Annotated in this window: 21 protein-coding genes; 4 read left to right on the forward strand and 17 right to left on the reverse strand. The window is 64.1% G+C overall.

The window, feature by feature from the left end; translation table 11 throughout:
• Positions 1-48 precede the first annotated feature (48 nt).
• Positions 49-960, forward strand: a complete 912-nt coding sequence (tsf, locus tag P2G62_RS13515) for a translation elongation factor Ts (RefSeq protein ID WP_275735429.1) — start codon at positions 49-51, stop codon at positions 958-960.
• 357 nt (positions 961-1,317) lie between these two features.
• Here tsf and P2G62_RS13520 read toward each other — a convergent pair whose 3' ends face one another.
• From P2G62_RS13520 to P2G62_RS13590, 15 genes are all read right to left on the reverse strand, one after another.
• Positions 1,318-2,088: a LuxR family transcriptional regulator gene (locus P2G62_RS13520; RefSeq protein WP_275735430.1), complete on the reverse strand. Its 771-nt coding sequence runs from the start codon at positions 2,086-2,088 to the stop codon at positions 1,318-1,320.
• 137 nt (positions 2,089-2,225) lie between these two features.
• Positions 2,226-3,977 carry a sulfate permease gene (gene sulP, locus P2G62_RS13525; RefSeq protein WP_275735431.1) on the reverse strand — a complete coding sequence of 584 codons (1,752 nt, stop codon included), beginning with the start codon at positions 3,975-3,977 and terminating at the stop codon, positions 2,226-2,228.
• Positions 3,978-3,998: 21 nt separating this feature from the next.
• On the reverse strand, positions 3,999-4,430 hold the full coding sequence (locus P2G62_RS13530; protein ID WP_275735432.1) for a TIGR01244 family sulfur transferase: 432 nt from the start codon (positions 4,428-4,430) through the stop codon (positions 3,999-4,001).
• Between the two features lie 45 nt (positions 4,431-4,475).
• Complete coding sequence (locus P2G62_RS13535; protein WP_275735557.1) at positions 4,476-5,339, reverse strand: MBL fold metallo-hydrolase; 864 nt, start codon at positions 5,337-5,339, stop codon at positions 4,476-4,478.
• Positions 5,340-5,434: 95 nt separating this feature from the next.
• The gene (gph, locus tag P2G62_RS13540) at positions 5,435-6,097 is read right to left on the reverse strand and encodes a phosphoglycolate phosphatase (RefSeq protein ID WP_275735433.1); all 663 of its coding nucleotides are present in this window, start codon (positions 6,095-6,097) and stop codon (positions 5,435-5,437) included.
• On the reverse strand, positions 6,097-6,651 hold the full coding sequence (locus P2G62_RS13545) for a thioredoxin family protein (RefSeq protein WP_275735434.1): 555 nt from the start codon (positions 6,649-6,651) through the stop codon (positions 6,097-6,099). The genes gph and P2G62_RS13545 overlap by 1 nt, the downstream gene beginning before the upstream one ends.
• Before the next feature lie 8 nt (positions 6,652-6,659).
• Entirely contained in the window at positions 6,660-7,589 is a 930-nt protein-coding gene (locus P2G62_RS13550) for an MBL fold metallo-hydrolase (RefSeq protein WP_275735435.1), read from the reverse strand.
• Between the two features lie 31 nt (positions 7,590-7,620).
• On the reverse strand, positions 7,621-8,529 hold the full coding sequence (locus P2G62_RS13555) for an MBL fold metallo-hydrolase (RefSeq protein WP_275735436.1): 909 nt from the start codon (positions 8,527-8,529) through the stop codon (positions 7,621-7,623).
• 67 nt (positions 8,530-8,596) lie between these two features.
• Positions 8,597-9,289 carry a ribulose-phosphate 3-epimerase gene (gene rpe, locus P2G62_RS13560; protein ID WP_275735437.1) on the reverse strand — a complete coding sequence of 231 codons (693 nt, stop codon included), beginning with the start codon at positions 9,287-9,289 and terminating at the stop codon, positions 8,597-8,599.
• Positions 9,290-9,346: 57 nt separating this feature from the next.
• A complete protein-coding gene (locus P2G62_RS13565) occupies positions 9,347-10,732 on the reverse strand; it encodes a ribulose-bisphosphate carboxylase (protein ID WP_275735438.1) in 1,386 nt (461 codons plus the stop codon).
• A gap of 24 nt (positions 10,733-10,756) precedes the next feature.
• Entirely contained in the window at positions 10,757-11,821 is a 1,065-nt protein-coding gene (fba, locus tag P2G62_RS13570) for a class II fructose-bisphosphate aldolase (protein ID WP_275735439.1), read from the reverse strand.
• Positions 11,822-11,840: 19 nt separating this feature from the next.
• Positions 11,841-12,842 (reverse strand): type I glyceraldehyde-3-phosphate dehydrogenase, encoded by a 1,002-nt coding sequence (gap, locus tag P2G62_RS13575; protein WP_275735440.1) that lies wholly within the window; start codon positions 12,840-12,842, stop codon positions 11,841-11,843.
• A gap of 9 nt (positions 12,843-12,851) precedes the next feature.
• Positions 12,852-14,825 carry a transketolase gene (gene tkt / locus P2G62_RS13580; protein ID WP_275735441.1) on the reverse strand — a complete coding sequence of 658 codons (1,974 nt, stop codon included), beginning with the start codon at positions 14,823-14,825 and terminating at the stop codon, positions 12,852-12,854.
• A gap of 8 nt (positions 14,826-14,833) precedes the next feature.
• Positions 14,834-15,706 carry a phosphoribulokinase gene (locus P2G62_RS13585; protein ID WP_275735442.1) on the reverse strand — a complete coding sequence of 291 codons (873 nt, stop codon included), beginning with the start codon at positions 15,704-15,706 and terminating at the stop codon, positions 14,834-14,836.
• 2 nt (positions 15,707-15,708) lie between these two features.
• A complete protein-coding gene (locus P2G62_RS13590; RefSeq protein ID WP_275735443.1) occupies positions 15,709-16,704 on the reverse strand; it encodes a class 1 fructose-bisphosphatase in 996 nt (331 codons plus the stop codon).
• 106 nt (positions 16,705-16,810) lie between these two features.
• Here P2G62_RS13590 and P2G62_RS13595 point away from each other — a divergent pair, with 106 nt between their 5' ends.
• From P2G62_RS13595 to P2G62_RS13605, 3 genes are all read left to right on the forward strand, one after another.
• Positions 16,811-17,764 (forward strand): LysR family transcriptional regulator, encoded by a 954-nt coding sequence (locus P2G62_RS13595; protein ID WP_275735444.1) that lies wholly within the window; start codon positions 16,811-16,813, stop codon positions 17,762-17,764.
• A gap of 152 nt (positions 17,765-17,916) precedes the next feature.
• The gene (locus tag P2G62_RS13600; RefSeq protein ID WP_275735445.1) at positions 17,917-18,969 is read left to right on the forward strand and encodes a tripartite tricarboxylate transporter substrate-binding protein; all 1,053 of its coding nucleotides are present in this window, start codon (positions 17,917-17,919) and stop codon (positions 18,967-18,969) included.
• Between the two features lie 20 nt (positions 18,970-18,989).
• Positions 18,990-20,963, forward strand: coding sequence for a tripartite tricarboxylate transporter permease (locus tag P2G62_RS13605; protein ID WP_275735446.1), 1,974 nt, complete (start codon positions 18,990-18,992; stop codon positions 20,961-20,963).
• A gap of 11 nt (positions 20,964-20,974) precedes the next feature.
• Here the strand turns inward: P2G62_RS13605 and P2G62_RS13610 are convergent, their stop codons facing one another.
• Both P2G62_RS13610 and P2G62_RS13615 read right to left on the reverse strand, forming a co-directional pair.
• Positions 20,975-21,814 carry a class I SAM-dependent methyltransferase gene (locus tag P2G62_RS13610; protein ID WP_275735447.1) on the reverse strand — a complete coding sequence of 280 codons (840 nt, stop codon included), beginning with the start codon at positions 21,812-21,814 and terminating at the stop codon, positions 20,975-20,977.
• Complete coding sequence (locus P2G62_RS13615) at positions 21,792-22,667, reverse strand: glycosyltransferase family 25 protein (RefSeq protein WP_275735448.1); 876 nt, start codon at positions 22,665-22,667, stop codon at positions 21,792-21,794. The genes P2G62_RS13610 and P2G62_RS13615 overlap by 23 nt, the downstream gene beginning before the upstream one ends.
• Positions 22,668-22,781 lie beyond the last annotated feature (114 nt).

A 22,781-nucleotide genomic window follows, 5' to 3' on the forward strand; every position in this document is an offset into this window, starting at 1 on the left:
GGGGCGGGGATACCCCGCCTGCGACATTCCAATTCGAGGAGAGCCCAGATGGCGATCACCGCTGCTATGGTGAAGGAACTGCGCGAGTCGACCGGCGCAGGCATGATGGACGCGAAAAAAGCGCTGACCGAAAACGACGGCAACATGGAAGCCGCCGTCGACTGGCTGCGCACCAAGGGTCTGGCGAAAGCCGCCAAGAAAGCCGACCGTGTGGCCGCCGAAGGTCTGGTGGGTGTGGCTGTGACCGACGGGCGTGGCGTCGCGGTCGAGCTGAACTCGGAAACCGACTTCGTGGCCAAGAACGCCGACTTCCAGAACCTCGTGCGCGAGATTTCGAAAGTCGCGCTGGAAACCGGCGAGTCGATCGAAGTGTTGAAAGCGGCGCATCTGAACGGCACCCCGGTCGAGGAAGTGCTGACCAACGCGATCGCCCGTATCGGCGAGAATATGACCCTGCGTCGCATGCACGTTCTGGAAGGCGACACTGTCGTGTCCTACGTCCATAACGCGGCGGCCGAAGGCATGGGCAAGATCGGCGTTCTGGTCGCGGTGAAGGGCCCGGCCGACAAGGCGCAGGAAATCGGCAAGCAATTCGCCATGCACATCGCCGCCACCGCGCCGCTGTCGCTGTCGGAAGCGACCCTGGACCCGGCGCTGATCGAGCGCGAGCTGCAGGTGCAGACCGCCAAGGCGCTGGAAGAGAACGCCGCCTCGGCCAAGCCGAAGCCCGACGCCGTGATCCACAACAACATCATCCCGGGCCGGATGAAGAAATTCCTTGCCGAGAACACGCTGCTCGGTCAGGCATTCGTCATCAACCCCGACGTGACCGTGGAACAGGCCGCGAAAGACGCTGGCGTTGAAATCACCGGCTATGCCCGCGTCGCCGTTGGCGAAGGCATCGAGAAAAAAGAAGAAGATTTCGCCGCCGAGGTCGCCAAGACCCTGCAGGGCAGCTGATCGCTTCTTCGATCGCAAGATCTGCAAACGCCGTCCCGTCCGGGGCGGCGTTTTGCTTTTGGGCCGGTGCGCAGATCAAATATCTGCGGTGCGCCGAAGGCACACCGCAGACACTGATACAAGGAATGATCGTAAAAAGGTCACGACCCAAACATGCGAAAATGCGCCGTCGGGCCGTATCCGGTTTCCCGGAAAAGAGGGGCAGACCCGTGACCAAAAACCCACGACTGACCGTCTTCTGTTCCTGGCCAAAGCCACCACTCTTGGAACGAGGCCATAAGACCGAATTTCCGATGCCGCGCCTAGTCCGGTATCCCTGACCTTGCGTCAGTTATTTTGCGGGCGCAGCATGCGTCTTCAGTGAGCCTGCGTGCCGGGGCCGGGGGCGGACAGGAAAATCTGTTTCTGCACCGAGGCCTTCAGCACCGCTTGCGCCGTCGTGTCCACATCCAGCGCCTCGCGGGCCAGACGCAGATGCTTTTCGACCGTCGCCACCGTCAGGCCCATGATCAGCGCGATATCGGCGGTCGTCTTGCCGTCGGCCACCCATTCCAGAACCTCGCGCTGACGCGCCGTCAGGGGGCGGCGTGCAGTCGCGAAGGGCATCGAAGAGATCCGCAGATGGGTGATCGTGTTGATCACCATCAGTTCGCGGTGGTGCTCTTCCCAGATTTCGTCGACGTCATGCTGGCGCAGCCCGACCCTGGCACAAAGCCCAATGCCGCCCTTGCTGCGCACGTTGCGGTCGGGGAAAGAGATCGAGACGCCCGCCCGCACACCGTAGCGCAGGTTGAAGTCGATCACGCGTTGCTCTGCCGCCGTCATCCTGCCTGCGGCCAGTTCCCGTTCGATCCAGCGCCACGAACAGGCGCCGACATTCTGGGCGGCCCATTTCACCATCGGCGCGTCGTTGAACAATCCGCCACCGATGAACTGCTCCAGATAGGCGTCGTCATGGTTCGACAGAACCAGCGTGTCTTCCAGGCTGCCAAACCCATTGCCGGTGCGGAACCGCGTGAAGGCATAGAATAGCCGGTCGAATCCGAAGTCCGCCATCCGCGCACAGTGCAAGGCCCAGATCTGGTCAATTTCGTGCAAATTCAACAGCTTTTCGAGGTGATCCAGCATCGCGCCCTCATGCAACAAGCAGCGGCACCAGAATGGGGGACCGCTCCTCCAACGGTTGTTTTGCACGCATCGCGCGTGTCAATCAAGCATTTGTGAAGCATCGGGGGCAGGGTTGTCCTGCGTGACGCTACGACGCGTCAGCGCGCCGTCTCGCAGCGGGCCTGACCGAGGGTCTCGCGCGTCAGCTCCGGGGCCAGGGCACTGAGCGCATCGAAATGGGTCAGCCAGACCTGCCCGCCCAGATGGGTCAGCAGGTCCGAACGCACGAGGCGGTCCATCACCGGACCCTTGACCTCGGACAGGTGCAACCGGACGCCGGCATCCTTGAGCTGGGCATTCACCGCCTCCAGCGCCTCCAGCGCCGAGGTGTCGATGAAATTCACCGCCGGGCAGTTCAGCACGACATGGCGGATCGCCGGATCGGCGGCGACATGGCCGTAAATCGTGTCTTCCAGAAACCGCGCATTCGGGAACCACAGGCTTTCGTCCACCCGGATCGACAGCACCTCGGGGGCCAGCACAACACGGTGGCGGCGTTCATTGCGGAAATGCTCGGTCCCCGGCACCTGGCCCATCACCGCATAGTGCGGGCGCGAGCTGCGCCACAGATGCAGCAGGATCGACAGCCCGACGCCCGCCGAAATGCCGGTTTCAACCCCCATCGTCAGCGTCACCAGGATCGTGACCACCATCGCCGCCGCATCGCCCGGGCTGTAAGAGAAGGTGCGCCGGATCGCCCCCAGATCGACCAGCGTCAGCACCGCAACCACGATCGTGGCGGCCAGTGTCGCCTGAGGCAGGTAATAGAGCGCGGGCGTCAGCAGCAGCGTCGCCAGCGCCATGCCGATCGCCGTGAATGCGCCCGCCGCCGGGGTTGCCGCCCCCGCATCGAAATTCACGACCGAACGCGCAAAGCCCCCCGTCACCGGAAACCCGCCCGACAGCGCCGAAGACAGGTTGGCACCGCCAAGCGCCACCAGTTCCTGATCCGGGTCGATCCGCTGGCGGCGTTTCGCGGCCAGTGTCTGCGCGACCGAGATCGTCTCGACATAGCCCACGATGGAAATCAGCAGGGCAGGCATGGCCAGCTGCCCCCAGAGCGCCAGATCGAACGGCGGCAGCGAGGGTACCGGCAGGCCCTGCGGTACGGCGCCCACGACCTTGACGCCATGCTCCTGAAGCCCGAGCGCCCAGGTGACGACGATCGTCACGATGACCGCCACCACAGGGGCCGTGCGCACCAGCAGCGCGGCCAGGCGCGGCTTGACCCCGCGCGCCTCAAGAACGGGTTTCAACCCCTTGCGCGACCAGAACAAAAACCCGGTCGCGAAAATCGCGATCACGACCGTGGGCAGGTTGATCTCGGTCAGGTGACCGGCCAGACCGGACAGGATGTCGGGCAGGGTCTTGCCCCCGGCCGACACCCCCAGAAGGTGCTTGATCTGGCTGGCGGCGATCAGGATGCCAGAGGCCGAGATGAAGCCCGAAATCACCGGATGGCTGAGGAAGGAGGCGATGAAGCCCAGTCGCAGCAAGCCCATCGCCAGCAGCATCGCCCCCGACAGGAAGGCCAGTGCGATCGCCGCGCCTAGGTATTCCGGCGTGCCTTTGGCGGCGATCTCGCCCACCGCCGCGGCGGTCATCAACGAGGCCACCGCCACCGGCCCGACGGCCAGCGCCCGCGAGGTGCCCAGAAGCGTGTAAATCAGCAACGGGGCAATCGAGGCGTAAAGCCCGACCTCCGCCGGCAGCCCGGCCAGCAGCGCATAGGCCAGCGACTGCGGGATCAGCATGATCGTCACGATGATCGCGGCGACCAGATCAGCTTCAAGCGTAGCGCGCGTATAGTCGCGCCCCCATGTAAGGATCGGAAAATATCGTTTTATCATGGGGTATTACGCGGCATTCTTTCAGTTGTTTTCAGCGTGCTGCTGCAGCAGCGGCACCAGACCCGTGTGGTCATATCCGGCAGCGGCGGCGGCGCCCACGATGGCCGGAATCGGCTGTTGCTGGCCCGCCTGCCACATCGCCCACAGGTGCGAACTGCGCGTGCCGGAACGGCAATAGGCCAGAACCGGGCCTTCGGCCTCGGCCATGACCCCCTCGAAACCGGCCACCAGTTCGGGGGTCAGGGCGCCGGGGAAATAGGGCAGGTGGTGATAGGCCATGCCCGCCGCAGCGGCCGCAGCGGCCATGGCCGCGCTGTCGATCTGGTCATCCACCTCGGTATCGGGGCGGTTGTTGATCAGGGTGCGATAACCCAGGGCCGCAGCCTGCGCGACGTCTTCTGGGGTGATCTGCGGCGCAACCGCAAAATCCGGCGTAATCTGCCGCAAATCCATGTCAGTCTCCCTTGGCCCGGTTCTCCCTCGGGCGGTATTGCCAGCTCAGAGGCCGTTGACCGGCACCTTCAGATAGGTCCGCCCGTCGTCTTCGGGGGGCGGCATCTGGCCTGCGCGCATGTTGACCTGCAGAGAGGGGATGATCAAGCGGGGCATTGCCAGGGTGGCATCACGTTCGGTGCGCATCTTGACGAATTCTTCGGCCGATTTTCCGGCGCCGACGTGGATATTGCGGGCCTTTTCCTCGGCCACAGTGGTTTCCCAGGCGTATTCGTCGCGACCGGGCGCCTTGTAGTCATGCGCCACGAAGATCCTCGTCTCATCGGGCAACGCCAGGATTTTCTGGATCGAGGCATAAAGCGCCTCGGCCGAGCCGCCCGGGAAATCGCAGCGCGCGGTGCCGAAGTCGGGCATGAACAGCGTATCGCCCACGAAGGCCGCATCGCCGATCACATAGGTCAGACAGGCGGGGGTATGACCGGGCGTGTGCAGCACATGCCCCTTCAGCGCGCCGATCTCGAAGGTGTCGCCCTCGACGAACAGCTTGTCGAACTGGCTGCCGTCGCGCTGGAACTCGGTGCCTTCGTTGAAGATCTTGCCGAAGGTGTCCTGCACCACCTTGATCCGGTCGCCGATGCCGATCTTGCCACCCAGGCGCTGCTGGATATAGGGGGCGGCACTCAGGTGGTCGGCATGCACATGGGTTTCCAGAATCCATTGCACATCAAGGCCTTGATCGCGGATATAGGCGATCACCGCATCGGCCGACCGGGTATCGGTGCGCCCCGAGGCATAGTCGAAATCCAGAACGCTGTCGACCACGGCACAGGCGGTGCTGGTCGGGTCCTTGACCACGAAAGTCACGGTGAAGGTGGCCTCGTCGAAGAAGGCTTTGACCTCGGGGATCACGATCTCGGGGCTCGGCATGGCAGTCTCCGTCTTTTGCGTCTGTGTCCAGATATGGGGTATCGCGCGCAGGGATCAATCCGGTTGCGCTGCGACGCTCAGTCCCAGGGGAATTGCGTGACGATCCCGCCCAGCATGGCGAAATCGGAAAAGGCGATGGCATGGGGCAGTTCGGCCACCGGGGTTTTGCGGTAGCCCTCGGTGAACAGGGCGAAGGGCAGGCCCGCGGCCTGCGCGGTCTGGGCGTCGACCTCGCTGTCACCGACATAGAGCGCCCGGCCATCCCCCAGATCCCAAAGCGCGCGCAGCAACGGCTGCGGGTCGGGTTTGCGGGCCGGCAGGCTGTCGCCGCCGATCACCGTGTCGAACAGATCCTCCATGGCGAAGTGGCGCAGCACGGCGACCGTGGGGCCGATCGGCTTGTTGGTGCACAGGCCCAGCTGATGCCCCGCCGCCTTCAGCGCGTCGAGCGTTTCGCGCACCCCGGGATACAGCGCGGTCAGGGTCACCGCCTCTTCATAGCGGGCGGTGAAATCGGCCACCATGCGGGCATGCAGCGGCCCGGCCGGGTCGGCCTCGGAGGCCTGCAGCAGGCAATGCACCAGATGCGGCACGCCACGCCCGATGAAGCTGCGGATCTGCGGCAAGGTCAGCGGTGCGAAGCCATGCTCGGCCAACACCGCGTTCGAGGCCGCATGAATATCGGGGGCGGAATCGATCAGCGTGCCGTCGAGGTCGAAAATCACCGCGCAGGGGCGCATCAGCTGTCCTTCCATTTGATCGAACAACCCATCGAGGGGGTCTGCTCTGTCGGGCCGCGGCCGGTTTCGGCCACTTGCAACATCGCCTCGTACAATTCACGCCGGGCGTCCACAGGCCCCGGATTGCGCCCCGAGGCGTCCAGCCGTCCACGGTATTGCAGCCCGTCCGTGGCGTCGAAGCCGAAGAAATCCGGAGTGCAGACCGCCCCGTAAGCCTTTGCTACCTCTTGCGTTTCGTCAAACAGGTAAGGGAAGGCGAAGCCGCGCTCCTTGGACAGGCGCACCATGTTGATGAAATCGTCCTGCGGATAGGCCGTCACGTCGTTCGAGGAAATCGCCGCCACCCCGATGCCCTGCGCCCGCAACGCCTCGGCGTCGCGTTGCAACCGGTCCAGGATTGCCTGCACATAGGGGCAGTGGTTGCAGATGAACATGATCAGCGTGCCCTTCGGCCCGCGGATGTCATCGAGCGACCAGATCTTGCCATCGGTACCGCCCAGCCAGAAACCGGGCGCCTTCCAGCCAAAATCGCAAACCGGGGGGGTGACGGCCATGTTCTCTCCTATTCGAATTCCATTTCGGAATAGACGACGCCCGCGTTCTTGGTCGCAAGCTCCTCGTAGGTATCCAGATGCGCATAGGGCGTCTGGTCGACGTAATAGGCGCCCGCCAGATCGCCGCCCGCCTCGATATGCTCGGCGATCTTGCCGCGCAAATAGACAAGGTAATCATGGGTGTAGCGGGTGACCTGTGCCAGATTGGTCGGATGACCATGGCCCGGGATCACATAGGTCGGCGCGAGGGGGACGAATTTCGTCTCCCAGGTCTCGATCCAGCAGCTGGTGCAGGTGCCCTCGAAAATCGGCGGCATGCGTTCGTGAAAGGCGATGTCACCCGCGATCATGAAGCCTTGTTTCGGTAGCCAGACCTGGGTGTCGCCGGGGCTGTGCGCGGGGCCCAGATGCATCACATGGATGTCGAAGTCGCCCATGGTGATGACGCGCTCGTCCTCGAAGGTCTCGGTCGGGCCCATCGGGTCGGTGCCCTCGGCGTTTTCCTTGGCATAGCCCTTCAGCGCGGTCCAGGCGCCGGCCATCGAATGTTCGAACTCGGCTGCGGCCTCGACATGGGCCAGCACCGGCACGCCCTGTTCGATCCAGTAATTATTGCCCAGCATTGCATGGCCCTGACCGTTTTCATTGATCACCAGCTTCACCGGCTGATCGGTCACGGCCTTGATTTCATCATGCAGCGCGCGCGCCAGCAGATACGAGGCGCCAGAGTTCACGACAACCACGCCATCGCCCGTAACAATGAACGACAAGTTGTTGTTATGACCGGCATTTTCATAGGTCGGCGGCGCGGTGGCGCCGATTGCCGAAAACACCCCGGGGATCACCTCGTAGGGTTTGGAATACAGCACCGATTGCGGGTATTGATCGGGAATGTCTTCGGAGGCGAACGCCGGGAAAGCCAGTGCAGGAATGGCCATTAAAGCACTGAAAAGAGGCATATACTTCATGTCACACCTCGGTCGCGAAGCGGAAGGCCGCGCCGTCGCGTTCGACCCGCCCGATGCCGCCTTCGGGCAGGTGATAGCCGATCATCGGCATCTGCGCGTCGGCCAGCTGATTGAGCAGCCCGAGCCGGGTCTGCGCGCCCATCTCGGCATCCTGATCGGACCCCGAGGCCCAGAGCGGCTCGGCAAAGGCCAGGTGGTTGTTGCCGATCGCGTCACCCACCACCATGCAGGCCGAATTGCCCTGGCGGACCTCGAAGGCCATATGGCCCGGGGTGTGGCCGTGGCTTGCACGCGCCCCGACACCGGGAAGAATTTCCTCGCCATCCCCAAAGGTTACGATGCGATCTTCCAGCATGGACATGCGCCGCAGCGCCCCGGCGGCAAAGGTCTTGCGGCCCTCGTCGATGGTGTTCTGCGTTTCGGGGTCGATCCAGAAATCCCACTCGGCCTTGCCCATCATATGCTGGGCATTGGCAAAGATCGGCTCGTCGAATTCGTCCAGTACGCCCCACAGATGATCGGGGTGGGCATGGGTGAAGACGACATGCGTGATCTCATCCGCCGAAACACCAAGCGCATCCAGCGCCTCGTGCAGTTTGCCGGCGGTCGGCATGAAATCGGGGCCGGCGCCCACGTCGAACAGCACGGTGTTGGTGCCATCGCGATACAGCGTGACATTGCAGGGCGGCTCGACCTGCGGGCCGGTGATGCCATAGCGCGCCATCACCTCGGCCGCGCCCGGATGATCGGTGACAAACCCCATCGGTAGCACCAGATTTCCGTCAGACAGGGTGTCGAGCGTGGCGCTGCCCAGGGTCATCGTCTGGGCAGCGAAGCTGCGCAGGGGCAGCAGGGCGGTGGCGCCCGCCGCAGCCCCCATCCGCAGGATCGTCCGTCGCGTGAAGATCATAGCCAGTCCTCCCTTACTGGTATTCATTCATGCGAATATGAACGAGGCCGCGCCCCGGGGCAAGCGTTCAGCGCGCCGCTTCGGCCGCCGCCCGGATCGCCGCGATATTGGCGCCGTAGACCTCGGGGGTGTTGACCGAGCCGCCCTTGAACACGGCAGACCCCGCAACCAGAACATCGGCCCCGGCCGCCGCGACCAGCGGCGCGGTTTCGGTGGTCACGCCGCCGTCGATCTGAATATGGATCGGACGATCGCCGATCATCTGGCGCAGGCGACGGGTCTTTTCCACGCCGGAGTGGATGAATTTCTGCCCGCCGAAGCCCGGGTTCACCGTCATAATCAGCACCATGTCGACCAGATCCAGAACATGTTCGATGCTGTCCAGCGGCGTGCCCGGGTTCAGGCTGACACCGGCCATTTTTCCTGTCGCCTTAATGGCTTGCAGGGTGCGGTGAATGTGCGGGCCGGCCTCGACATGGGCCGTGATCATATCGGCGCCCGCCTCGGCATAGGCCTCGATATAGGGGTCGACCGGCGCGATCATCAGGTGTACGTCCATGAAGGTTTTCACATGCGGGCGGAACGCCGCGACCGCGGGCGGGCCGAAGGTCAGGTTCGGCACGAAATGGCCGTCCATCACATCGACATGCACCCAATCGGCGCCCTGCGATTCGATAGCCCTGATCTCGGCGCCGAAATTGGCGAAATCGGCGCTGAGGATCGACGGCGCGATCTTGATGGAACGGTCAAACTCGGTCATGGGCGCATCCTCCAGAGGGGCAGGGGTGGCGGGCAATTCTGCCCGCCAATCAGTCAGTTATGCGGCGGAGTTGATCCGCAGTTTCTCGCGCCAGCCGGGATAGAGCTTGTCCGCATCGGCCGGGAAGCTTTCAAACGCGCGGGCGAATTCCTTGTGATCCTTGGCGAATTCCACGGGATCTGCCCCTTCTTTCCAACATTGCTCGGCCTGACGCAAGCTGGTTGCCCCAGCCGCCGCCCCGTCGATATGGCCAAACGAGCCGCCACCCGCCGTCATCACCAAGTTCGAATGCCCCAGATTGGCAAAGAAGCCCGGCATCCGCAGCGCGTTCATGCCCCCCGAGATGATCGGCGTCGTGGGCGCCATCCCGTGCCAGTCCTGATGGAAATAGGGGCCCTGCGCGGAATCGTCGGTGATCATATAGGCCATCAGCTTGTCGGCGGCCTCGCCCTCCATCTTGCCAAAGCCCATCGTGCCGGTGTGAATGCCGCTGGCACCCTGCATCCGCGCCATTTTCGACAGCACGAAGGCCGTGTAGCCGCGCATCGACTGCGGGCTGGTCACCGCGCCATGGCCTGCACGGTGATAGTGCAGGTATTGCCGCGGGAAGCGGCGGCGCGCGGTGGTGATGGCGGCGGGGCCGGTGACATAGCCATCGACCAGAAAGGCCACATGTTCGGCATTCTCGGCGAAGGTTTCCAAGATGAACTCGCCGCGCGCGATCATCTCGAACGGGTCGTCGGCGGTGATATTGGCCGAGAACAGTTTTGCCTGCCCGGTCTTGTCCTGAGCGCGTTTCATCGCATCGGCCACCAGCCGGATGGTTTCCTTCATCGGCGCGAAGATCTGGTTGCCCTGCGGCTCGTCATTCTTGATGAAATCGCCGCCCAGCCAGAAATCATAGCAGGCATCGGCAAAGGGTTTCGGACGCAGGCCCAGCTTCGGCTTGATGATCGTGCCGACGATGAAGCCGCCATCGACATGCGGGCGGCCCAGCACGCGCCACAGATCCGAAATCGTGGTGGAGGGCCCGTCAAACAGCCGCAGCAACGCGGGCGGCACCCAGAAATCGTGCATCTTGGCATATTCGACATCGCCCATGCCCTGATTGTTGCCGATGGCCAGGGTCAGGAACGAGCAGATCATCGCGCGCCCGTCGGTGATGTTTCTGTCAAATAGATCAATCGGATAGGCGATCTTCATCAGTTCGCGGTCCGGGTCGATCTCGTAGACCAGCGCGTCGACGCCGCGGGTGAAATCGTCGGTGGTCGAGACTTCGACATTGGTCCCGGTCGAGCTTTCTGCGGCGAAATGCGCGGCGGTTTCCAGATAGCCGTAACCGGCCTTCGGGCGCATGATATAGGCGACGAGCACATGGCGCCCGGCGGCGATCAGATCCTCTTCACGCAGGTCGAGGCGGGCGTAACGGTTCGATTGGTCCATCTTTCTCTCCTGTTCAGGCTGGGGTCAGGCGGTTTTCGGGTCGAGCGCGCCACTGGCATAGCGCCGCGCCATCTCGTCTTGCGGGATCACCTTGATCCGGCTGGCATGCCCCGCGGTGCCGAAGGCCTCGAGCCGGTCGCGGCACAGATCGCGCATCGCATCCATCGCGGGTTTGAGGAATTTGCGCGGGTCGAATTCGGCGGGGCTTTGCTGTGCGATGCGCCGGAACTGGCCGGTCATCGCCATCCGGCAATCGGTGTCGATATTGACTTTGCGCACCCCCATCTTGATACCGCGCACGATTTCCTCGACCGGCACCCCGAAGGTTTGCGGCATGGCGCCGCCGAACTCATTGATGATGTCCTGCAATTCCTGCGGGACGCTGGACGATCCGTGCATCACCAGATGGGTGCCGGGCAGGCGCGCGTGGATCGCCTCGATCACGCCCATGGCCAGGATTTCGCCATCGGGTTTGCGGCTGAACTTGTAGGCCCCGTGCGAGGTGCCACAGGCGATGGCCAGCGCATCGACCTTGGTCGCGCGCACGAAGTCGACTGCCTGGTCGGGGTCGGTCAGCAGCTGGCTGTGGTCAAGCTTGCCGACTGCGCCATGGCCATCTTCGGCCTCGGACTCGCCGGTTTCAAGACTGCCCAGAACCCCCAGTTCGCCCTCGACCGAGGCCCCGACCCAATGCGCCATCCGCGCGACGCGTTCAGTAATTTCCACGTTATATTCATAGCTTGCAGGGGTTTTTGCATCCGCTTCCAGGCTGCCATCCATCATCACGCTGGTGAATCCATGACGGATTGCCGACAGGCAGGTCGCCTCGTCATTGCCGTGATCCTGATGCATGCAGATCGGAATGTCGGGGTAGATCGTCGCCAGCGCCTCGATCATCTTCGACAGCATGATGTCATTGGCATAGCTGCGCGCCCCGCGGCTGGCCTGAATGATGACCGGCGCGTCCACGGCCTTCGCGGCCTCCAGGATCGCCAGGCCCTGTTCCATGTTGTTGATGTTGAACGCGGGCACGGCATAATCGTTTTCGGCCGCGTGATCCAACAGTTGTCTGAGCGTTATCAAGGCCATATCGGTTCCTCCCGAGATTTCAGATCAACTTCCCCATCGCCACGGCGGTATCCGCCATGCGGTTGGAAAAGCCCCATTCGTTGTCATACCAGCTGAGAATCCGCACCATCCGGCCCTCCATCACCTTGGTCTGGTCCATATGGAAGACAGAGGAATGAGGATCGTGATTGAAGTCACTGGAAACATTAGGTTTGTCGGTGAAGCCAAGGATGCCGTGCAGCGGGCCTTCGGCGGCTGTGCGGATCGCATCGTTGACCTCGGCCACGGTGGTATCGCGCGCCGCCTCGAACACCAGATCGACGACCGAGACATTCGGCGTGGGCACCCGGATCGACACCCCGTCGAGCCGCCCCTGCAGCTGTGGCAGCACCAGCCCCACGGCCTTTGCAGCCCCGGTCGAGGTGGGGATCATACTCAGCGCGGCGGCGCGGGCGCGATACAGATCCTTGTGCATCGTATCCAGCGTCGGCTGATCGCCGGTATAGCTGTGGATCGTGGTCATGAAGCCCTTGGCGATGCCGATCGCATCATTCAGAACCTTGGCCACCGGGCTCAGGCAATTGGTGGTGCAACTGGCGTTCGACACGATCACATCATCGGCGGTCAACTGATCGTGGTTCACCCCGTAAACAATTGTCTTGTCTGCATTATCGGCCGGGGCAGAGACCAGAACCCGGCGCGATCCGTTGGCCAGATGCAGCGCGGCCTTGTCGCGGGCGGTGAAAATTCCGGTGCATTCCAGCGCGACATCGACATCGCCCCAGGGCAGTTCGGCCGGATCGCGCAGCGCGGTGACCCGGATCGGCCCGCGCCCCGCGTCGATCCAGTCTGCGCCGGCGGTCACCGTTCCCGGAAACCGGCCATGAACGGAATCGAATTGCAGCAGATGCGCATTGGTCCCGACCGGGCCCAGATCGTTGATCGCGACGACCTCGATATCGGTGCGGCCCGATTCAATGATGGCGCGAAGCACATTTCTCCCGATACGGCCGAAGCCGTTTATCGCAACTTTCACTGTCATCGTCTTTCCTCAGATCAAGGATTTCGCTTCGGAAGCAATCGCTTCTACCGTGATATTGAAGTTCTGATAAAGCTGCGGGGCAGGGGCCGAGGCACCGAAACCGGTCATCCCGACGAAACCATCCCGCGGGCCAAGGAACAGATCCCAGCCCTGGCGCAGCGCGGCCTCGATACCGACGCGCGGCACATCGCCCAGCACAGCATCCACATAGGGGCGCGGTTGCGCGGCAAAGGCCTCGAAACAGGGGGCCGAAACCACCGCCGCGCGGATACCTTCGGCAGCCAGCCGATCCGCGGCCTGCAGCGCCAGCGTCACTTCGGAGCCGGTCGCGATCAGCGTGACCTGCCGGTCCTCGACCTCGCGCAGGACATAAGCGCCGCGTGCGGTCAGGTTTTCCAGCTGCTGTTCCCGCCGCACGGTCGGAAGGTTTTGCCGGGACAGCACCAACATCACCGGCTTGTCTTTTGATTTCATGGCAATTTCCCAGGCTTCCGCAGTCTCGACCGCATCCGCCGGGCGGATCACCCAAAGGTTGGGAATGGCGCGCAGGCTGGCCAGATGTTCGACGGGCTGATGCGTCGGGCCATCCTCGCCCAGGCCGATACTGTCATGCGTCATCACATAGGTGACCGGCGCGCCCATCAGCGCCGATAGCCGTATCGCCGGACGGCAGTAATCGGCAAAGGCCAGAAAAGTGCCGCCATAGGGCCGGAACCCGCCGTGCAGTGCCAGCCCGTTCAGCGCCGCGGCCATGCCATGTTCGCGAATACCGAAATACAGATAGTTTCCTGCATAATCATTGCGTTGCACGGCATTCATACCACGGGGCCGGGTCAGGTTCGATCCGGTCAGATCGGCCGAACCGCCGACCAGGTCGGGCAGGGCCTCTTGCAGCACGGCCAAGGCCAGTTCGCTCGCCTTGCGGGTTGCGATGGTCGGCGTCTCGGCGATCAGCGCTGCCTTGTGCCGGGCGATGGCGGCGGGCAGGGCCTTGGCGTCACCCGCTTCGGCAGACAGAAAGCCGGCCCGCAGCGGCGAGGCGGCCAGGCGCGTCTCCCACTCGGCCCGCGCCAGATGGCCCCGCGCCGCCACGCGCCGCCATGCGTGATAGACATCCTGAGGAATTTCAAAAGGTTCGAAGGTCCAGTTCAACTGGTCGCGGGCGGCGGCGATCTCGGCGTCTCCCAGCGGGGCGCCATGCACATCATGGCCACCCTGCTTGTTTGGCGCCCCGAAACCGATCACCGTGCGACAGGCGATCAGCGACGGGCGCGGATCAAAGCGGGCCTCGGCAATCGCATCCGCAATCTCGGTCGGGCTGTGACCGTCACACTCCAGCACATGCCAGCCCGAGGCCGCAAAGCGCGCGCGCTGATCGGTCGAGGTGGACAGCGCCGTATCGCCGTCGATGGTGATCTTGTTGTCATCCCACAGCACGACCATCCGGCCCAACCCCAGATGCCCCGCAAGGTCGATCGCTTCTTGGCTGATGCCTTCCATCAGACAACCGTCGCCGGCGATGACATAGGTGAAATGATCTACCAGATCAGCACCATAACGGGCGTTCTTCATACGTTCGGCCAGCGCCATGCCCACCGCTGTGGCGATCCCTTGCCCCAGCGGGCCGGTGGTCACCTCGACACCCTCGGTATGGCCGTATTCCGGGTGGCCGGGGGTGCGGCTGCCCCATTGCCGGAACGCCTTGATCTGCTCGATCCCCATATCGGCGTAACCCAGCAGATGGTTGATCGCATAAAGCAACATCGACCCATGCCCCGCCGACAGCACGAACCTGTCGCGATCGGCCCATTTCGGGGCCGAGGGATCAAGCTTGATGAAGCGGTTGAACAGCACCGTCGCCACATCCGCCATCCCCAAGGGCATTCCCGGATGGCCCGAGTTCGCCCGCTGCACCGCGTCCATCGTCAGCGCGCGGATCGCATTTGCCATCTTCTTTTCGTCGGCAAAAACAATGTCTTTCATGGCATACCTCACGCGCGCTTGGACTCGCGGACCAGCCGCTCGATCAGGGGTGTCAGCACCAGTTGCATCGCCAGATCCTGCTTGTTGCCCGGGATCACGATGGAATTGGCGCGGCTCATCCAGGAGCCCGCGATCATCTGCGTCAGGTAGGGGAAGTCGATGCCGCGCGGGTTCTTGAAGCGGATCACCACAAGGCTTTCGTCCGGCGTCGGAATCCAGCGCGCGATGAACGGGTTCGAGGTGTCGACCACCGGCACGCGCTGGAAATTGATATCCGTTTCCGTGAATTGCGGGGTGATGCAATGCACATAGGCGTGCATCCGGCGCAGGATCACATCGGTGACCGCCTCGGTCGAATAGCCACGGTGCGCGCGGTCGCGGTGGATCTTCTGAATCCATTCCAGGTTTATCACCGGCACCACACCGATCTTCAGATCGGCCAGGGCCGCCAGATTGACCTCGTCATTGACCACGCACCCGTGCAGCCCTTCGTAGAACAGCAGGTCCGACCCCGGCTCGATCGGCGCCCAGTCGGTAAACTCGCCCGGCGCCACGCCATAGCGCGCCGCCTCGCGGTCATCGTGGACATAATGCCGGCTCTGGCCGATCCCGGTTTTGGAGTAGGCCTTGAAAACACCTTCCAAGGCCTTGAGTTCATTGGCATCGTAAGAGAAATGCGAGAACGTCGCATCCCCCATGGCCACGCGGCGCTCCAGCTCGGCCTTCATCTCGGCACGGTTGTAGCGGTGGAAGGCATCCCCCTCGATCGAGGCGGCAGTGATGCCCTCGCGGCGGAAGATCTGTTCGAACGTCGTCTTGACGGTCGAGGTACCAGCCCCCGAGGAGCCGACGACCGAGATGATGGGATGCTTTTTCGACATTCCTAGCTCCTGAATAGTCCGCGGGAAGAGAACAGCGCCGAGGCTTCGTCCTCGGGCAGGTCGTGATAGGCCGCGACCCGGGCGACCTTGGCCGCGGTGCCAAAGATGAAGGGGGTACGAGCGTGCAGCCGGTCGGGCAGGGCGGTCAGGATCGGATCGCTGCCATCGGTGGCGCCGCCCCCGGCCTGGGTAATCAGAAAGGCGATCGGCGCACATTCATAGACATGGCGCAGCCGCCCCCGCTCATAGCCTTTGCGGTCGTCGGAGGGATAAAGGAACACCCCACCGCGGGTCAGGATGCGATGCGTCTCGGCCACCAGGGACGCAACCCAACGCATGTTGAAATTGCGCCCGCGCGGCCCTTCGGCGCCCGCCACCATATCGTCGATGAACGCCCGCACCGGCGCCGGCCAATGGCGGTAGTTCGAGGCGTTGATCGCATATTCCGAGGTTTCGGCGGGCAGGGGTTTCGGGTCGGCGATCCGGCGGAACGTTTGCGTCACCGGATCAAGCACCCATTCATGCACACCCGCACCGAAGCTGGCGACCAGCGCGCATTTCGGCCCGTAGATGATATACCCCGCGGCGATCTGCTCGGTGCCCGGGCGCAGAAAGCTGGCTTCGGGCGTGTCGGCCGCCGGGAAGATCGAAAAGATCGTGCCGATCGACACGTTCACGTCGATATTGGACGAGCCGTCCAGCGGGTCGATCGCCAGCGCCAGGCGACCGGGGCCGAAGCTGACGACCTCTTCCTGTTCTTCCGAGGCATAATGGGTCACGGCGCTGTCCTTCAACGCGGCCATGAAGGCCTCGTCCGCGATCACGTCGAGCGCCTTTTGCCCGTCACCATCGGAATTGACGCCCGCGCTGGCCGCCAGATCGCCCTCGATCCCGTTGCGCGCGATCATCCGCGCCAGATCTGCGCCCACACGCGCCAGCCGCTCCATCACATCGGCCAGATCCGCCGGGATGCTCAGCCCATTCAGTTCAAGGGTCATGGTGTCCTCCATTTGATGCTGTGGGGCATCTGTAACGGAGCATTGCGGGGAAATATCTTTTGTGAAATTTAATAATTTGGAACACATATTCAGGATTTTTTAAAACATGCGCTTCGATGCCATCACGCTGAAACAATTGCGCGCGCTGGATGCCGTGGCGCGGGGCGGGTCGCTGACCGCTGCGGCGGCGTCGCTGGGCCTGACCCCCCCTGCAATTCACACGCAAATCAAGGGCTTGGAAGAGGCCGTGCAAAGCAGGCTGATCCAGCGCGCCGCCGATGGGGCGGGATCAGAGCTGACCGAGGCGGGCGAGGTGCTGCGCCTGGCGGCGCTGCGCATTGCGGACAACCTGTCGCAGGCCGAGGCGAATCTGCGCGCGCTGGCGCGGGGGCAGGCGGGTCGGGTGACCCTAGGGGTGGTGTCGACGGCGAAGTATTTCGCGCCCCGCATGGTCAAGCTGCTGCAAGACAGCCACCCCGACATCGAGATCGCGCTGCGCGTCGGCAACCGCGAGGCCACCATCGAGGGGCTGGCGCGCGGGGCCTTCGATCTGGCGATCATGGGGCGGCCGCCACGGGTGCCTGCGGTGCGCGCCGAACCCCTGGGGCCGCATCCGCACGGGTTGGTGGCGGCCCCCGATCATCCGCTGGCGGGCCGCGCGGTGACGGCCGATGCGCTGTTCGAACAGGTATTCCTGGCGCGTGAAAGCGGGTCCGGCACGCGCATCCTGATGGCGCGCTGGCTTGACCGGATTGGCGATGGGCGCAGCTATGAAACGCTGGAGATGGACAGCAACGAGACGATCAAGCAGGCGGTGATGGCGGGGTTGGGCATTGCCTTCCTCAGCCTGCATACGGTGACTGAGGAACTGGCCACCGGCCGCCTGGTCGAACTTGACGCGCCGGGCCTGCCCATCATGCGGCACTGGTTCGTGGTGCGGCCCGAGGCCGAAGTGCCCCGCCCGGTGGCCGCACGGATCTGGGACGCCATCGTCGCATTGCACGGCAGCTATCTTCCCGCCGCGCGGGGCATCGAAATGCGATCGGCGCCGGTTCGCTAAGCGGCAAGGACATCTGCCCCCCGGAATGCAGGCCCGACAGCCTGGCTGCGGCCTGCGGCAAAACGCAGGGCTGCGCGGCTTGAACAGACTTGTTTCACGCGGGATCGCGGGGCAATGTCACCAAGGGGAATGGAAAAGGTAAGTTAAGCATCATGTTCTTGAAGGTCTTCGCTGCTGGCACCGCGCTTGCGTTTGCTCCCGTCGTCCTCTCGCAAGGTCATGCAAATCCGGCGCTGCCAGCGGGCTGTGCCGAACGGATGCAGGGACAACGGCTGACCCTTGCCGTGCCGAATGCCGCCGGTGGCGGTTTCGACATCTACGCGCGCAGCCTTGCGCCCGAACTCGAGCGGATCGGGGGTGTGACGGTTCGGGTGTCCAACATGCCCGGTGGCGGCGGCAAGGCGGCGCTGCTGAGGGTGGCGGATGCGCCGCCCGATGATTTCGCGGTTCTCATCGAGAATGCGGGCGATCTTGTGGCCGAGTTGCTCGAAGATCCATCGCTCGGCCACACGCCCGAGGATTTCCGTGCGCTCGGGATCGTCCAGCGTGAACCGGAGACCTGGGTCGGGCGTCCCGATCTTGATCTGGCGAGCGTCGGCACCGGGCCGCTTGTTGCGGCGGTCTCCTCGGTGGAGGCAAACCTTGCCACGGTGGGGCTGCCGGCGATGGCGACCGGGCAGACGGTCCGGTTCGTTGCCGGTTACGCCGGAAGCGGGGACCAGTTCGCATCGGTCCTGCGGGGCGAGACGGATTTCACCTCGAAAGCGCTTGGAACCGCGCGCCGGGCGATGAAATCGGGCGACATGAAGGTGCTGCTTGTGTTGTCGGACGGGCCCGACCCGATGTTGCCGGACGTGCCCTGGCTCGCGGGTGAGGGGGGGCTGGTTGCCAAGCTGACCGAGGGCCTGCCCGAAGCGGAACGCGCCGAGCGGCAAAGGATCGCGCAACTTGCGGTCTCGTTATCATCGGGTGCGCGGATTCTGGTGAACTCGGCAGCCGTGCCAGAGGACGCGCAGGTCTGCCTGAACGCGATTTTCGACGCGGCGCTCGTTTCGCCCGCCTTCCGCGATGCCGCGCAGGCGCAGGGACGAGAGGTCACGCCGTTGGGGGCGCAGGACGCTGCAACAATTCTTGGCCAGAAAGTTGACGCCTATGTGCAGGCGGCGCCTCTTCTTGCGACGGCCGCGGCGCAGTTGCGCCCCTGATCCGATCTGAATAGCGCCGCATGTCCGACACGCTCGCAGCTCTGGGGATTGGCCTGCAGAACGTCTTCAGCTGGCCGAATTTCCTGATACCGGTTCTGGGCACGGCGCTGGCGATGATCGTCTCGTTCCTGCCCGGGATCGGCGCGGCGAGCCTTGCGGCCGTGATGGTGGTGCTGACGCTGCACTGGGACCCGGTACAGGTGCTGTTGCTGTTTGGCGCGCTGACGGGTGGCGCAACATTCATGGGCTCTGTCACCGCGATCCTGTTCGGCATTCCGGGGAATGCCGCAAGTTCGGTGACCTTGCTCGACGGCCATCCGATGGCCCATGCGGGGCGGCCACGCACCGCGCTGGCGGCGGCGGCCACGGCCTCGGCGTTGGGGTCTGTCTTTGGTGTGCTGGTGTTGATCCTGCTGCTGCCGGCGATCCGGCCATTGTTGCTGCAGATCGGTCCGCTCGAACGCGCGGCGCTGGCCGTCTGGGGGCTTGCCACGATCATCGCGGTGCTGGATGGCAGGCCGCTGCAGGCACTGGCAGTTACCGGCCTTGGCCTGCTTCTGGCGATGGTGGGCAGCGATCCGACAACAAGCCAGCCCCGCTGGACGTTCGGACAGTTCGAGCTTGCCGACGGACTTGCACAGGGCGCGATGCTGCTTGGGTTTTTCACGCTCTCCGAGGTGCTGTCCTGGCGTAAAAGCCACGAGCTGCAAGCCGTTCCCAGATCCGCCGCGCCGGGCGACACGACACGCGCGGGCGTGATCGGGGTGATAAAAGAGCGTGCATTGGTGATGCGCGCATCCCTGATCGGCCTTCTGGTCGGGATCATTCCCGGCGTGGGCGGCACGGTGGCGGGCTTTGTGGCCTATGGGCAGACGGTGCAGACAGCGCGCGGCGATCGGTCCGGGTTCGGAAAGGGGGATATTCGCGGCGTGATCGGCCCCGAGGCTGCCGTCGACGCGAAGGATGGCGGATCACTGCTGCCGGTTCTGGCACTGGGCGTGCCCGGAAGCGAGGGCGGGGTGTTCCTGCTGACCGTGCTTGCGATCCACGGGTTCGTGCCCGGCAGCGCCATGCTCGGCGCGGATCTGCCGTTCACCTTCACGCTGATCTTCGCCCTGCTGGTATCGAACCTGCTTACCTCTGCATTGGGGCTGGCGCTCGTGCCCGGTCTGGCCCGCCTCACGCGGCTGCCGATCGACCGCATCGCGCTGCCTGTCATCGTCGTCGGCCTGGTGACGGTGGTGCAGATCGACGGGCTGGTTTCCGATCTGTTCGTCGCGGTGGGTTTCGCGGCCCTTGGCTACATGTTCCGGCGTCTTGACTGGCCGCGCGTGCCTTTCGTCATTGCCTTTGTGCTGGGGCCCAGTCTCGAAAGCAATCTCGCCTTGGTGGGGCAGTTGCATGCGGTGGGCCGGCTTGATTTCAGTTCGCGCCCTCTCGCCTGGGTCATCATCGCACTGACGCTTGCCTCGGTGGTCTGGATGGCCACCCGGTCACGCCACAGCACCAAGGCAACCCGCCAGACCAGCAAGGCCGAGGTGGGCGTTACACTTGTGCTTGGGCTCGGTGTCGCGCTGTTTGCGGCAATCGCGCTGACCGGCGGCAGCGCCTATTCGGGCTATGCGCGCGCGGTCTGCGTGGCCACACTTGGCGTATTCGTCGCGCTGGTTCTGGCACAGGGTTTCCCATCCCCGCGCGCAGGCGATCTGGAACCCCGCACGCCGTTCCTGCCTGCCTCGCATCGTCTGCCGTTGCTTTTGCTGGCGGCGGCGCCCGCCCTGACGCTGCTTGTCGGCCTGCCGGCGGCCTGCGGGTTGCTTGTGCTTTTCTGGATGCTGCCATCGCTCCGGAGGGGGAACACCTCGCGTCAGGCGCCGCTGATTGCGGCATCTGCGCTTGCCACCGTCGTTCTGGTGACCCTCTATCTGGACCGCGTCGCCGTCCTTGACCTGCCTGCACCGATCATGCCCTTGCTGCCGGGCTGGACGATCTGACACAGGCGCCGTCACAAGGGGCGGCGGGCGACCACCAGGCTTTGCGCAATCTTGGGCGAGATGCCCGGAACATGCGACGGCGAGCGGATCGAAAGTTGCTCAAGCCCTTCGACGGACACGCATTCCAGGCCCGCACGGGCAAGCATGTCGCGCAGGTCCGCTTCGCTGGTCGAAGGGGTTTCGCGCGGCCGCATCCAGAATGCCTCTCCTGCCGCGCCGATTTCCCGCACGGTCTCGGGCATGTCCCCGCGCGCCCGTGCCGCGGCCTCGAACCGCTGGCGGCTTGCCGAAATCGCCGTCGCATCGGCATGCCAGACCAGATCGCCCAGCTTCTGATGCAGCAGCAGAAGGCCACCCGGACGCAGCACCCTTGCCCAGGTGGCAACGAGGGCAGGGCGCAAGGTCGCGGGAAGGAAATTGAGGAAGCTGTGGGCCACCACGGCATCGACCGGGGCACATTCCAGATCAAGGATATTGCCCTGATGCACCTCGATCGTGCGCCCGAGTTGTGCCGCAAAACGCCGGTTCTGTTCGATCGGGGTTGCGCAGCGCTCCGCCAGAACCAGATCGCCCTGCAACCCGTGCCTGGCAAGCGCCCCAAGCACCATCGCGGCAAGCCCGGTATCGGCCGCCCCGGACAAAAGCACACGGCAGCGCCCGTCCACGGCAACTTGGGCAAGCCCCTCTGCGAAGAACTCCATCCCCGCGGGAACCGCCCCGTTCTTCAGCAAGAGGCGGATTGTGCTCCAGGCGCGATGATAGGCCAGACAGCCATGCTCATCGGCACACAGATCGGCGGCGCGCTCGAAAGAGAAACGCGCAAGATCCTCAAGCGGTTCGGTCGGGCACATTGCCAGCCTCCATATTCGTTGCATGCACACAAGCCGCGTCAGGAGAGAGCAGCTGCGTCTGACGCGGCCAGAGCATCCCATGCGCCATAAGATAGCGCAGCCGGCGCAGATAGTTGCCCAGCCGTAGCGCATAGCTGGGCAGCCTGCGATGGCGCGGGAATTTCCAGGCCGAATAGCCGGGCTTGCCCGCGATCAGGCTCTCGCAGCTCGTGTCCGGGTGGCTCGGAAAGGGTTCAAGCCCCATCAGGCGGAAATCATGGCGGAAGAACCGGCCTATCTCGTGATCGGTCGGGCGCGTGACCGGCACCATCAGCGGCAAAAGGCGTGCTGCCGTCTGGCGCGTGATCAGGTAGGCCGCCGTTCCGGTAAACGGCCCGAGATAGGCATTGAGCGAATAGGGCCCGATGAAACCTTGCCGGATCGGCAGCTTCGCGCGTATCCGGCTGAGCTTGAGCATATCCCAGTGATCGCGCGCGCAAAGTCCCTGCGCCACCGCCGTGCAGAAATCACCATGCAGGATCACGTCGTCCTCGAGCACAAGCGCGACGGTCTTGTCGCTTTCAAGAAACAGCTGCCACACTTTCAGGTGCGACATATAGCATCCGATCCCGCCCCAAAGCACGGGCCGGCCGACATTGCGTTCAAACGCCGGGGTGTCGACGACCCTTTCAAGCGCCTTGGCTTCGGCCGGTCCATCGACGCCGTCCACAACCTGCGGCATGAAGCCGAGGCTTTGGCACCGCGCCAGAACCGCTTCGCGGCGGTCGCGCGCCCGCGGCAGGTTTATCAGCCAGACGCCAAGCTCGTCCGGCCAAGGCGGGCCCTGAAACTCGACCGCGGCGGGTCCGTCCATCCTTGTTTCCCTTTTGACGCCTCAGCACATCAAATCGCAGCTGGCGGCGAAGTCCAATTCTTATTTGTCACGCCTCGATTTTTGCCTAAGCCCTTGCACTCCTGACGTAAAGCC

It is taken from the genome of Paenirhodobacter sp. CAU 1674 (assembly GCF_029222945.1).
Lineage (GTDB): Bacteria > Pseudomonadota > Alphaproteobacteria > Rhodobacterales > Rhodobacteraceae > Rhodobacter.

Coding starts and splice junctions, on each gene's coding strand:
- tsf (WP_275735429.1), top strand. CDS start 49: ATGGCGATCACCGCTGCTATGGTGAAGGAACTGCGCGAGTCGACCGGC.
- P2G62_RS13520 (WP_275735430.1), bottom strand. CDS start 2,088: ATGCTGGATCACCTCGAAAAGCTGTTGAATTTGCACGAAATTGACCAG.
- sulP (WP_275735431.1), bottom strand. CDS start 3,977: ATGATAAAACGATATTTTCCGATCCTTACATGGGGGCGCGACTATACG.
- P2G62_RS13530 (WP_275735432.1), bottom strand. CDS start 4,430: ATGGATTTGCGGCAGATTACGCCGGATTTTGCGGTTGCGCCGCAGATC.
- gph (WP_275735433.1), bottom strand. CDS start 6,097: ATGCGCCCCTGCGCGGTGATTTTCGACCTCGACGGCACGCTGATCGAT.
- P2G62_RS13545 (WP_275735434.1), bottom strand. CDS start 6,651: ATGGCCGTCACCCCCCCGGTTTGCGATTTTGGCTGGAAGGCGCCCGGT.
- P2G62_RS13550 (WP_275735435.1), bottom strand. CDS start 7,589: ATGGCCATTCCTGCACTGGCTTTCCCGGCGTTCGCCTCCGAAGACATT.
- P2G62_RS13555 (WP_275735436.1), bottom strand. CDS start 8,529: ATGATCTTCACGCGACGGACGATCCTGCGGATGGGGGCTGCGGCGGGC.
- rpe (WP_275735437.1), bottom strand. CDS start 9,289: ATGACCGAGTTTGACCGTTCCATCAAGATCGCGCCGTCGATCCTCAGC.
- P2G62_RS13565 (WP_275735438.1), bottom strand. CDS start 10,732: ATGGACCAATCGAACCGTTACGCCCGCCTCGACCTGCGTGAAGAGGAT.
- fba (WP_275735439.1), bottom strand. CDS start 11,821: ATGGCCTTGATAACGCTCAGACAACTGTTGGATCACGCGGCCGAAAAC.
- gap (WP_275735440.1), bottom strand. CDS start 12,842: ATGACAGTGAAAGTTGCGATAAACGGCTTCGGCCGTATCGGGAGAAAT.
- tkt (WP_275735441.1), bottom strand. CDS start 14,825: ATGAAAGACATTGTTTTTGCCGACGAAAAGAAGATGGCAAATGCGATC.
- P2G62_RS13585 (WP_275735442.1), bottom strand. CDS start 15,706: ATGTCGAAAAAGCATCCCATCATCTCGGTCGTCGGCTCCTCGGGGGCT.
- P2G62_RS13590 (WP_275735443.1), bottom strand. CDS start 16,704: ATGACCCTTGAACTGAATGGGCTGAGCATCCCGGCGGATCTGGCCGAT.
- P2G62_RS13595 (WP_275735444.1), top strand. CDS start 16,811: ATGCGCTTCGATGCCATCACGCTGAAACAATTGCGCGCGCTGGATGCC.
- P2G62_RS13600 (WP_275735445.1), top strand. CDS start 17,917: ATGTTCTTGAAGGTCTTCGCTGCTGGCACCGCGCTTGCGTTTGCTCCC.
- P2G62_RS13605 (WP_275735446.1), top strand. CDS start 18,990: ATGTCCGACACGCTCGCAGCTCTGGGGATTGGCCTGCAGAACGTCTTC.
- P2G62_RS13610 (WP_275735447.1), bottom strand. CDS start 21,814: ATGTGCCCGACCGAACCGCTTGAGGATCTTGCGCGTTTCTCTTTCGAG.
- P2G62_RS13615 (WP_275735448.1), bottom strand. CDS start 22,667: ATGGACGGACCCGCCGCGGTCGAGTTTCAGGGCCCGCCTTGGCCGGAC.